This is a genomic window from Pseudomonas sp. UBA6753, from assembly GCF_002453565.1.
Lineage (GTDB): Bacteria > Pseudomonadota > Gammaproteobacteria > Pseudomonadales > Pseudomonadaceae > Aquipseudomonas > Aquipseudomonas putida_Z.
This window is the reverse complement of record NZ_DKHD01000032.1, coordinates 403873-413984: the sequence shown is the minus strand read 5'-3', so window position 1 is coordinate 413984 and position 10112 is coordinate 403873. Positions and strand designations below refer to the sequence as shown.

Sequence of the window (10112 nt, the reverse complement as noted above, 5' to 3'; positions counted from 1 at the left end):
CCGCGAAGAGGCCGGGCCTGCTTGACTCAGCCCGAGATCAACGCTCGATTGCCAAGGCCACGCCTTGCCCGCCACCAATGCACAGGGTTGCCAGGCCTTTCCTGGCGTCCCGCTTGATCATCTCGTGCAGCAGAGTCACCAGCACCCGGCACCCGGACGCACCAATCGGGTGGCCGAGGGCAATCGCCCCGCCATTCACGTTGACCCGCGTGGCATCCCATTCCAACGCCTTGCCCACGGCCAGCGCCTGCGCGGCAAAGGCTTCGTTGGCTTCGATCAGGTCCAGTTCGGCCAATTGCCAGCCGGCCTTGTCCAGGCAGCGCTGAGTGGCCGAAACCGGGCCGATGCCCATGATCGCCGGGTCTACACCGGCACTGGCATAAGCCGCGATCCTGGCCAGCACCGGCAGGCCCAGGGCCTTGGCCTTGGCGGCGCTCATCAGCAGCACGGCGGCGGCGCCGTCATTCAGGCTCGAGGCGTTGCCGGCGGTGACGCTGCCATCCTTCTTGAACGCCGGGCGCAGTTTGCCCAGGGATTCAGCGGTGGTATCCGGGCGTGGCTGCTCGTCCCGCGCGAACACCTTGGGTTCTCCCTTTTTCTGCGGCAGCAGGATCGGAGTGATTTCATCATCGAAGCGGCCGGCCTCCATCGCCGCCACTGCCTTGCGCTGCGACTCGGCGGCAAAGGCATCCTGCTGCTCACGGCTGAGGCCGTACTGGTCCACCAGGTTTTCGGCAGTGATACCCATGTGGTAGTCGTTGAAGGCATCCCACAGGCCGTCGGTGATCATGCTGTCGATCAGCTGGCCATGGCCCATGCGCTGGCCGGTGCGGGCCGACGGCATCACGTAGGGGGCAAGGCTCATGTTCTCCTGGCCGCCGGCGATGACTACCTCGGCGTCACCGCAGCGGATGGCCTGAGCGGCCAGGTGCAGTGCCTTCAGGCCCGAGCCGCAGACCTTGTTCAGGGTCATTGCGGGTACGCTGAAGGGCAGGCCGGCCTTGATCGCGGCCTGGCGTGCCGGGTTCTGCCCGGCACCGGCGGTAAGCACCTGGCCGAGGATGACTTCGTCGACCTGCTCCGGGGCCAGCCCGGTCTGTTCCAGCAGGCGCTTGATCACGGCGGCACCCAGGTCTACTGCAGGCACAGTGGCCAAGGCGCCCTGGAAGCTGCCGATGGCGGTACGGGTTGCGGCGACGATGACCACGTCGTTCATGTTGTTGTTCTCCGTGCGATGGGCGTGATGCCTCAAGCATCGGTGGCTTTGGCTCATTTGTTAAGTTTGTTTTTCTTTGCGATTGATGTGTAAAGCAAATGAATGAGCGTAAAGCGGCCTGCAGAACTATGCTGAGGGATGCGCTTTTACACTCATCTGAATGGAGTTCATGCCCATGCGTACATTGATCGCCATGACCCTCTTGATCGCCAGCAGCACCGCATTCGCGGCCACCGAATGCACCACCGCTGACAAAAGCACCTGGCAGGATCAGGAAAAATTCCAGGCGCAGCTCAACGAGCAGGGCTACAAGATCAACAAGTTCAAGGTCACCAAGGGTAACTGCTACGAGATCTACGGTTTCGACAAGGATGGCAAGAAGGTCGAGATCTACCATGACCCAGTGACGGGCAAGGCAGTCAAGACCGAGTATCACGATTGAACAGCGACGGCACGGTACAGCTGTGGGACCCCCTACTGCGGCTGTGCCACTGGTCGATCGCTGTGGTGTTCTTCGCCAACTACTTCTTCAACGAAGAGGGTGAAGACTGGCACCAGTGGCTGGGTTACTACGCACTGGCCGTTGTGGTGGTGCGTGTGATCTGGGGCTTTGTCGGGCCACGCAGCGCGCGTTGGGCCGACTTCTGGCCAACCCCGGCAAGCCTGGTCGGGCATGCCCGGGCGCTGCTGCATGGGGAGCTTGACCATCACATGGGGCATTCGCCGATTGGCGCCCTGGTGATGGTGCTGATGCTGACCTGCATTGCCGGTCTGGGCCTTACCGGGTGGGCGTCGCAGGAGGTGGACGCGCTGTTTGGTGTCGACTGGCCGATGGACCTGCACAGCTGGCTGGCCAACGCGCTGCTGGTGCTGGTTTGCGTGCATGTGCTGGCGGCCATCTACGAGAGCGTGCGCATGCGGGAAAACCTGCCGTGGTCGATGATCACGGGGCGCCGTCGGCACCGCGATTGACTGTGGCGGCCTCTTCGCGGGCTTGCCTGCTCCCACAGGAACTGCACAAATCTTGAGTCTTGTGGAGTGCCTGTGGGAGCGGGCAAGCCCGCGAAGAGGCCAGCACAGGCAGCATCTGCTACACCGCCGGGCACTGATGGGTCACACAGTGAATCCCCCCGCCCCCCGCAGCAATGGCATCGATATCCAGCTGCACGATATCCCGCCCCGGATACAACGCCGCCAGCAGCCCCCGCGCTTTCTCGTCCGCCGCCCCATCGCCAAACTGTGGCGCAATGATCGCGCCATTGATCACGAAGTAGTTGATGTACCCAGCGGCAAAGTCGTCATTGCCTTTGCTGAACCTGTTGTTCCGCCCGTGCAGCGGCGGCGACACGACGTGCACCTGCAACCCGCAAGCCCAACCAACTGGTGGTCAACACCAGCCCGGCCTTTGCCAGGCACTGGTTGCTGCCGCAGCTGGTGTTGCCTGCACTGGCCCTATCGCCGGCAAGCCAGCTCCCACAGGTCCCTCACAGGGCTCAAGTTTTGCGCCGTCTTTGTGGGAGCTGGCTTGCCGGCGATAGGGCCGGTACAGGTAATCCACCGTTTTGCATCCCCAAGATCACCCCGTAATATGTGTCGGATAACCTGCGGGGGTAGTCTCACCCTCTGATCAACCGGAATCGCCCATGGCGGCGCTTCCCCCGGCATAAACCTGACGAGGTACAGACATTGGCCATCATTCATCCTAAGGTCCGCGGTTTCATCTGCACCACGACTCACCCGAAGGGCTGCGAGCTCAACGTCCGTGACCAGATCGAAGCCACCCGCAAGCTGGGCGTGCGCGAGGATGGCCCGAAGAAGGTCCTGGTCATCGGTGCTTCCAGCGGCTACGGCCTGGCAGCCCGCATCACCGCGGCGTTCGGCTTCAAGGCCGACACCCTGGGCGTGTTCTTCGAAAAGCCAGGCACCGAGACCAAGGCCGGCACCGCTGGCTGGTACAACGCTGCAGCCTTCGACAAGTTCGCCAAGACCGAAGGCCTATACAGCAAGTCGATCAATGGTGACGCTTTCTCCGACGAAGCTCGTGCCAAGGTCATCGAGCTGATCAAGAACGAAATGGGCGGCAAGGTCGACCTGGTCATCTACTCGCTGGCCTCGCCAGTGCGCAAGCTGCCGCAGACCGGTGAACTGGTGCGTTCGGCCCTGAAGCCGATCGGCCAGCCGTACAAGTCGACCGCCATCGACACCAACAAGGACACCATCATCGAGGCCAGCATCGAGCCGGCTACCGAGCAGGAAATCGCCGACACCGTCACCGTCATGGGTGGCCAGGACTGGCAGTTGTGGATCGACGCCCTGGCTGGCGCCAACGTGCTGGCCGAAGGCGCCCGCACCGTGGCCTTCAGCTACATCGGCAGCGACATCACCTGGCCGATCTACTGGCACGGTGCGCTGGGCCAGGCCAAGCAGGACCTGGACGAAACCGCCCTGCGCCTGGACAAGAAGCTGGCCGATGAAGTGAAGGGCGGCGCCAACGTGGCGGTGCTGAAGTCGGTGGTTACCCAGGCCAGCTCGGCCATCCCGGTGATGCCGCTGTACCTGTCGATGGTGTTCAAGATCATGCAGGAGAAGGGTGTTCACGAAGGCACCCAGGACCAGCTGGACCGCATGTACCGCGACCGCATGTACCGTGCCGATGGCGCGCCGGCCGAGGTCGACGAGAAGGGCCGCCTGCGCCTGGACGACTGGGAACTGCGTGATGACGTGCAGGACGCCTGCAAGGCGCTGTGGCCACAGGTGACCACCGAGAACCTGTTCGAGCTGACCGACTATGCCGGCTACAAGAAGCAGTTCCTCAACCTGTTCGGCTTCGAGCGCGCTGACGTCAACTACGACGAAGACGTGGCTACCGATGTGAAGTTCGACTGCGTCGAGCTGTAATCGCTGTCGGCCTGTACCGGCCTCTTCGCGGGCTTGCCCGCTCCCACAGGGATCTCACTACGCCTGAGGGCAGTGGGGAACCTGTGGGAGCTGGCAAGCCCGCGAAGAGGCCGGTACAGCCCAGGATTTTTTTGCTAGCTTTGGCGCACAACAACAGGGAATGTGCCATGAGCAGCCTCACCCAACCCGCCACTGCCTTTCGCCACACCGCAGCCGACGGCTACAGCCTCGGCGGCTTCCGCTGGCGCCACGCCCGACCTGACCCCCAGCGCCCGCTGGTGATCATCAACGCTGCCACCTCGGTACGCTGCCGCTACTACTCGCGTTTCGCCGACTACCTGTTCGCCCAGGGTTGCGATGTGCTGACCTACGACTACCGTGGCATCGGCGAATCCCGCCCGGCCTCGCTGCGTGGCTTCCAGGCATCCTGGAGCGACTGGGGCCGGCTGGATTTCGAAGCCATGCTGGTGCATGCCGCAGAACATTTCCCCGGCCAACCGGTGGACGTGGTGGGGCACAGTTTTGGCGGCTGCGCAGTGGGGCTGGCACCGTCGGCGAGCAAGGTTCGCCGGGTGGTGATGGTTGGTGCGCAATTCGCCTATTGGCGCGATTACGCGGCTGACCAGCGTTGGCAGCTGTTCGGCAAGTGGCATGTGGTAATGCCGCTGCTCACCCGGGTGTTCGGTTACTTTCCCGGCAAGCGCCTGGGTTGGCTGGAGGACACGCCATCCGGCGTGGTGCACGACTGGACCACCCGTACCCCGCGCTATGAGCACCGACCCAGCGGGCGTGCACTGGAGGCACTACCGTTCGCCCAGGTGCGGGCGGCGACGCTGGCCATCAGCCTGACCGATGACCCCTTTGGTACCGTGGCAGCGACCGAGCGTTTGCTGGGTTATCTGCAGGGCGCCGAGCGCCAGCACCTGCGCATTGCGCCTGTGGATATCTCGGTCGATGAAATTGGCCATTTCGCGTTCTTCCATGACCGCTTTCGCGAAAGTTTGTGGCCGGTGGCCTTGCAGTGGTTGCGGCAGGGTGGGTTGGCGGGTGAGGTGCCAGGAAGGATCATGGGTTGATGCTGTCTGCACCGGCCTCATCGCCGGCAAGCCAGCTCCCACAGGGGGATGATCAGTTTGAAGGCAGCGGGGTACCTGTGGGAGCTGGCTTGCCGGCGAAAGGGCCGCGGAGCGGCCCCAAAATCTCAAGCCTTGCGCGCAAGCGGCAGCTCGGCAAACTTGACGCCCGCCAGCCCATGCTTGATCAGCGCACGGATATTGCCATGGTCGCTGCCCTCGGGCGTGGCCACTACGTCACGGTAGTGCTCGCCAAAGGCCAGCAGCGCTTCCTGGTCGCTCAGCCCTTCCAGCAGCGCCAGGCCGAGGGTCTTGCACGAACCTTCGTTCTGCCCGGCCGCATTCTCCACGCCGCCATTGTCGAAGGCCTGTGGCTGGTAGCTGTAGTTGTCGGCAATGAACGCCAGGGTGTTGGCAAACACGTGTTGGCCGCTGGCCAGGCTGGCGCGCAGGGTGTTCAGGTCAGTCACGGGGTTTTCCTTTTTCGAACGCCGCTTGTTGGTCGGCGCTGGCTTCTTTCTGGTATTGGGCTTTCCACTCGGCGTAAGGCATGCCGTACACCGCTTCGCGGGCGTCATCCAGGCTCAGGTCGAGCTGGCGCTCGTCAGCCGCGGCCTTGTACCACTTGGACAGGCAGTTGCGGCAGAAGCCGGACAGGTTCATCAGGTCGATGTTCTGCACGTCGGTGCGCTTCTGCAGGTGTTCGACCAGGCGCCGGAACGCGGCGGCCTCGAGTTCGAGCTGTTGCTGTGGGGTCATGGGCTTCTCTCAGGTCATGCGGTTCTTCAGGTGGCGGCCACCGTTGATGACCACCTGGCTGCCGGTGCTGTACTGGCTGGCGAGCAGGTACTTGACCGTCTCGATCAGCGGGCCGGCGCCGGGTTCGAACTCCAGCAGGGCCTTTTTCAGGGTCTGCTGGCGGTAGGTTTCGTCACCCCCTTCCTTGAGGATCAGCAGCCCCGGCAGGATACCGTTCACATGCACCTTGGGCGCATATTTTTCGGCGAACGACAGCACCATGTTCTGCAATGCGGCCTTGGTCGCGGCGTAGCCGATATGGCTTTTGCTGCCGCGTGAAGAGGTTTCGTCGCAAATGTGGATGATGTCGGCCTTTTCCACCTTGGCCAGCAGGTCGCCCAGGGCCAGGTTGAGGTGGTAGGGCGCTTCGACGTGCAGGCGGAACATGGTCTCGAGGTTGTCGAGGCCATCGTCGAGCCACAGCGAGGCGTTGTGGATGATCGCACGCAGGCCGTCGTAATGCTTGTGCAGGTAGTCGATCAGGGCCTGGCGGTCGGCCGCCTGGCACAGGTCGGCCTGGAACTGCACGATGTTCGGGTGGGCCGCCTGTGGCTGGACGCTGCGGCTGGCACTGACCACCGTATGGCCGGCCTGTGCCAGTTCAAGGGCCAGGGCCAGCCCGACGCGCTGGCTGGCTCCGGTAACGAGAATGGGGCTGTTCATGTTCGGGGCGGTCAACTTGTCTGTCCTTTGGTTGCCGCCCAGCATACCCGAACTGTCTACCGCGTGTACGGCCTGGCCTCAGCGGCTGCGCAGGGCGCCAGCGGGGGCCGGGGATGCATGCAGCCAGCCGGCCAGCAGGCGGGTGGAAAGGGGGATGAACAGGTAGACCATCACCGGCGTCAGGCCCAGGGTGCTGAGCAGTACCCGGGGCACCAGGTCCAGTGCTGCCAGCCAGTGGCCGAACACCAGGTTGAACACCAGCGAGACCGGGAAGAAGGCCAGCCAAATGGCTACGGCCTGCTTCCAGCGTGGCGGTTTTTGCACCATATTGGTGCCAAACCAGTCGTCGATGCCGCTTACGCGCGCCTCTTTGGGGCGTTCGAACAAGCCGTTGCCGCGCTGCAACCAGGCCCGGCGCGAGGCGGAATGCTCCCAGGCATGCAGGGTCGGCTCGTCGCTGAAACGGAATATGATCTGGAATTCGTCGCTGTCGCGGGGTGGCGCCAGGATGCCCGAGCCAAGGTAGCCGGGGAAGTCGGTGGCCAGCTGTTCGCCTTCATGCAGCCAGGCCAGCAGGTCCTGGTAGCGGCCATGGGCGGCGCGGCGCGACACCATCAGGGTGACGGGTGGGGTAGACATCGTGTATCTCCTGGCAACGGGGCTGGCGGGTAGCCGGCCCCTTTGGCTGTGTCGCCCGGGGTGGTGGGCGACGCAGGCGTGCATGCAAGAATCGGGCGCGGATTATCGCCCATGTGCGATCTTCGGCAACTGTCAGCCGGCAAACGGTTGCCGTAGTAGACTAGGTGTTCAACATGGGCACACAGGGTACCCCTTGCAGATGAACGAACAGGGACTGAACCCGGTAATCGATGCGAGCCTCGCGCAGCAGGACCTGTTTCCGATCCGTGAGGTTTCCCGCCTGACCGGCGTCAATGCCGTGACCTTGCGCGCCTGGGAGCGCCGCCATGGGCTGATCCAGCCAACCCGCACCGACAGTGGTCACCGCCTGTACTCCCAGGCCGACATCGATGAGATCCGCCGCATCCTTGGCTGGCTGGAGCGCGGCGTGGCGGTAAGCAAGGTCGCCAGCATCCTCGCCCGCGACCATGCCCTTGCCGGGCAGGCAGGTGGCGCGACGGGCGCCTGGGTGCGCTGGCAGCAGCAGATTCGCCAGGCGCTGCAACGTTTTGACCTGGCCAGCCTGGACCGCCTGTTCGACGAAGTGTTTGCCGCCTGCACACTGGACCAGGTATTCAGCGAAGTGTTCATGCCGGTGTGGCATGACCTGGCGGTCGGGCAGGGCGGCTACGGGCAGGCCAGCGAGTGGCTGTTCCTTGATCAGTTCCTGCGTGGTCGGGTGTTCGCCCGCTTGCAACTTGCCCGTGTACCGCGCAGCCGCATGGTGCTGCTGGCGCCGTTGCCGGGGCAGTGCCACGAACTGGAGTTGCTGGTGACCAGCCTGATCCTGAGCAGTGATGAATTTGGCGTGACGCCACTGGCGAGCGGGCAGCCGCTGGCAGAACTGGCACTGGTCTGCGAGCGCCTGAAGCCGGATGCCCTGGTGCTGTTCTCCCACCAGCCGCCCACGGCGGAACTCACCCGGCGCCTGACGCGCCTGGTGGCAGGGCTGGAATGCCCGTTGTTACTGGCGGGTGAAGCGGCGGAACTGGCACAGGACAGCCTGGCTGGCAGCCCTATCGCCTGCCTGGGCGCACAGGGTAGCGTGATGCGCCAGCGTTTGCGGCAGTTTCTGGCCGGTCAGTTCGATACCTGAGTGTGTAGCTCGGGGTGGGCCCGGCGATGGGCCTGGAGAATGTAGTCGCGCAGGCGTTCGATCTCTTCGGTCGGGCTTTGGCTGAGGTCATAGGCGGCCAGGTCCGGGCCGATGCGCCGGCCCAGCACGCCATGCAGTTCGATGGGGGGATGCCGCCAGGGGCGAAGCGCAGTTCGAAGCGGGCTGGTGCCGCTGGCAGGCCACGGACTTCCAGCAATGTACCCTTGAACGAAATATCGCGAACCCACAGGCCGCTTTCCTGCCCATGGGCATCGAGCAGCGCGCTCGGCTGCTCCATCGACAGGCGCCAGGGGCGCAGCATGGGCCCGTCTTCGTAGATTTCCGGTGAGCCCAGTTGCAGGTGCAGGGCATGGAACTCGTCTTCCACCAGTTGCAGCGGGAAGCTGATCTGCTGGTTGTTGAACTGGGCCTGCAGGGTTACCTGCTCGTTGGCCACCAAGCGGGTGAGCAAGCTCTGGATGCGGCGGTCGCCATTGACCAGCAGGCTCGACATGGGGTCGGCCAGGTTCAACTGCGGCGAATGCTGCATGTTCTGTATGAAATCCAGCTCGTCCTGGGTCAGGAGCGCTTCTGCTTGCATGATCGAACTCGATGGCGATTTCTTCAACGGGATTGACCGTGCGTGGCGTACTTGGTTCAGGTGCGTTCGTCGGGTTTCGGACGAACGCGCAGTTGCGCCAGTTCCCGCTCCAGTTCGACCTGGCGAGTAACGTCTTTCTGAATACCGATGAAGTAGGTGCGTTGTTCGGCGTCGTGCCTTACCGGGGTGATCGACAGTTCGTTCCAGAAAGCGCTGCCATCCTTGCGGTAGTTGCGCAGCACTTCGCGGCACGGTCGGCCTTCGGCCAGGGCCTTGCGGATGCGGGCGCGGCCAAGCTGGTCGCGGTCGTCGGCCTGCAGGAAGCGGCAATCCTGGTAGAGGATTTCGTCACGGCTGTAGCCGGTCAGGCGTTCGAAGGCCGCGTTCACGTAGATGAGGATGGTGTCGTCGCCTTCCTGTTCGGCGACCACGATGCCGTCATTGGACGCATCGACCATGGATTGCAGTAGTTGCGCGTTGATCATGTTCGGGCCATTGAATAAACAAGGGTGCGAAGCAGGGCTGAGGAGGGTGACTTTGGTAGAGGCGGCCTTTTGCCAGCGCCGGATGCTAGTATCCTACGTTTTCACTCAGTTTCGGAATCCTCTACCCGATGAAAGTCGCCATTATTTCCGGATCGGTCTACGGCACCGCCGAAGAAGTCGCCCGTCACGCTGAATCGCTGCTCAAGGCTGCGGGCCTGGAGGCCTGGCATGCGGCGCGCGCCACCTTGCAGGACCTTGAAGGTTTCGCCCCCGACGCCTTGCTGGCCGTGACCTCGACCACTGGCATGGGCGAACTGCCGGACAACCTCATGCCGTTGTACAGCAGCATTCGCGATACCCTGCCTGCGGCCTGGCGTGGCCTGCCGGGAGCGGTGATTGCGCTGGGTGACAGCAGTTATGGCGATACCTATTGCGGTGGTGGCGAGCAGATGCGCGAGCTGTTTGCCGAACTGGGCGTGCGCGAAGTGCAGCCGATGCTGCGCCTGGATGCCAGCGAGACGGTGACTCCGGAGGCGGATGCAGAGCCTTGGTTGGCTGAGCTTGTTCAAGCACTGAAGGCCTGAGGTATTTCCCCCGCCCTTGC

Annotated in this window: 12 protein-coding genes and 2 pseudogenes; 6 read left to right on the top strand and 8 right to left on the bottom strand. The window is 63.6% G+C overall.

From position 1 onward, the window contains the following. Positions 1-37: 37 nt before the first annotated feature. On the bottom strand, positions 38-1216 hold the full coding sequence (locus B2790_RS13615; RefSeq protein ID WP_286918985.1) for an acetyl-CoA C-acetyltransferase: 1179 nt from the start codon (positions 1214-1216) through the stop codon (positions 38-40). Between the two features lie 175 nt (positions 1217-1391). Here B2790_RS13615 and B2790_RS13610 point away from each other — a divergent pair, with 175 nt between their 5' ends. Beyond that, complete coding sequence (locus tag B2790_RS13610) at positions 1392-1658, top strand: PepSY domain-containing protein (protein WP_286918984.1); 267 nt, start codon at positions 1392-1394, stop codon at positions 1656-1658. Then, entirely contained in the window at positions 1655-2188 is a 534-nt protein-coding gene (locus B2790_RS13605) for a cytochrome b/b6 domain-containing protein (protein ID WP_075046368.1), read from the top strand. Before B2790_RS13610 ends, B2790_RS13605 begins: the two co-directional genes overlap by 4 nt. A 118-nt stretch (positions 2189-2306) precedes the next feature. On the opposite strand, the pseudogene B2790_RS13600 reads toward B2790_RS13605, so the two are convergent. Continuing rightward, positions 2307-2579 (bottom strand): annotated as a pseudogene (locus B2790_RS13600) (agmatine deiminase family protein); the annotation flags it as partial. Between the two features lie 323 nt (positions 2580-2902). Here B2790_RS13600 and fabV point away from each other — a divergent pair. Both fabV and B2790_RS13590 read left to right on the top strand, forming a co-directional pair. Beyond that, positions 2903-4114, top strand: a complete 1212-nt coding sequence (gene fabV, locus B2790_RS13595; RefSeq protein ID WP_286918983.1) for an enoyl-ACP reductase FabV — start codon at positions 2903-2905, stop codon at positions 4112-4114. A 167-nt stretch (positions 4115-4281) separates the two neighbouring features. After that, positions 4282-5190, top strand: coding sequence for an alpha/beta fold hydrolase (locus tag B2790_RS13590; RefSeq protein ID WP_286918982.1), 909 nt, complete (start codon positions 4282-4284; stop codon positions 5188-5190). Between the two features lie 125 nt (positions 5191-5315). On the opposite strand, the gene B2790_RS13585 is transcribed toward B2790_RS13590, so the two are convergent. The 4 genes from B2790_RS13585 to B2790_RS13570 are packed head-to-tail and all read right to left on the bottom strand — an operon-like array spanning position 5316 to position 7287. After that, the gene (locus B2790_RS13585) at positions 5316-5657 is read right to left on the bottom strand and encodes a HopJ type III effector protein (RefSeq protein ID WP_274079106.1); all 342 of its coding nucleotides are present in this window, start codon (positions 5655-5657) and stop codon (positions 5316-5318) included. Then, a complete protein-coding gene (locus B2790_RS13580; RefSeq protein ID WP_003260708.1) occupies positions 5650-5946 on the bottom strand; it encodes a DUF1244 domain-containing protein in 297 nt (98 codons plus the stop codon). Before B2790_RS13580 ends, B2790_RS13585 begins: the two co-directional genes overlap by 8 nt. Positions 5947-5955: 9 nt before the next feature. Continuing rightward, complete coding sequence (gene folM / locus B2790_RS13575) at positions 5956-6693, bottom strand: dihydromonapterin reductase (protein ID WP_274120973.1); 738 nt, start codon at positions 6691-6693, stop codon at positions 5956-5958. 33 nt (positions 6694-6726) lie between these two features. Beyond that, positions 6727-7287, bottom strand: a complete 561-nt coding sequence (locus B2790_RS13570) for a hypothetical protein (protein ID WP_015271784.1) — start codon at positions 7285-7287, stop codon at positions 6727-6729. A 199-nt stretch (positions 7288-7486) separates the two neighbouring features. Here B2790_RS13570 and B2790_RS13565 point away from each other — a divergent pair, with 199 nt between their 5' ends. Further along, a complete protein-coding gene (locus B2790_RS13565; RefSeq protein ID WP_137162400.1) occupies positions 7487-8422 on the top strand; it encodes a MerR family transcriptional regulator in 936 nt (311 codons plus the stop codon). Here the strand turns inward: B2790_RS13565 and B2790_RS13560 are convergent. Continuing rightward, positions 8407-9023 (bottom strand): annotated as a pseudogene (locus B2790_RS13560) (hypothetical protein). The gene B2790_RS13565 and the pseudogene B2790_RS13560 sit on opposite strands and share 16 nt — an antisense overlap. Before the next feature lie 56 nt (positions 9024-9079). Next, the gene (locus B2790_RS13555) at positions 9080-9508 is read right to left on the bottom strand and encodes a PAS domain S-box protein (protein WP_054572763.1); all 429 of its coding nucleotides are present in this window, start codon (positions 9506-9508) and stop codon (positions 9080-9082) included. A 128-nt stretch (positions 9509-9636) separates the two neighbouring features. Here B2790_RS13555 and B2790_RS13550 point away from each other — a divergent pair, with 128 nt between their 5' ends. Next, the gene (locus B2790_RS13550) at positions 9637-10092 is read left to right on the top strand and encodes a flavodoxin (RefSeq protein WP_025340620.1); all 456 of its coding nucleotides are present in this window, start codon (positions 9637-9639) and stop codon (positions 10090-10092) included. Positions 10093-10112: the final 20 nt, after the last annotated feature.

Excerpts from the sequence above, each read along its gene's own strand:
- B2790_RS13570 (WP_015271784.1), bottom strand. The coding sequence starts at position 7,287 with ATGTCTACCCCACCCGTCACCCTGATGGTGTCGCGCCGCGCCGCCCAT.
- B2790_RS13590 (WP_286918982.1), top strand. The coding sequence starts at position 4,282 with ATGAGCAGCCTCACCCAACCCGCCACTGCCTTTCGCCACACCGCAGCC.
- folM (WP_274120973.1), bottom strand. The coding sequence starts at position 6,693 with ATGCTGGGCGGCAACCAAAGGACAGACAAGTTGACCGCCCCGAACATG.
- B2790_RS13580 (WP_003260708.1), bottom strand. The coding sequence starts at position 5,946 with ATGACCCCACAGCAACAGCTCGAACTCGAGGCCGCCGCGTTCCGGCGC.
- B2790_RS13565 (WP_137162400.1), top strand. The coding sequence starts at position 7,487 with ATGAACGAACAGGGACTGAACCCGGTAATCGATGCGAGCCTCGCGCAG.
- B2790_RS13610 (WP_286918984.1), top strand. The coding sequence starts at position 1,392 with ATGCGTACATTGATCGCCATGACCCTCTTGATCGCCAGCAGCACCGCA.
- B2790_RS13615 (WP_286918985.1), bottom strand. The coding sequence starts at position 1,216 with ATGAACGACGTGGTCATCGTCGCCGCAACCCGTACCGCCATCGGCAGC.
- B2790_RS13550 (WP_025340620.1), top strand. The coding sequence starts at position 9,637 with ATGAAAGTCGCCATTATTTCCGGATCGGTCTACGGCACCGCCGAAGAA.
- B2790_RS13555 (WP_054572763.1), bottom strand. The coding sequence starts at position 9,508 with ATGATCAACGCGCAACTACTGCAATCCATGGTCGATGCGTCCAATGAC.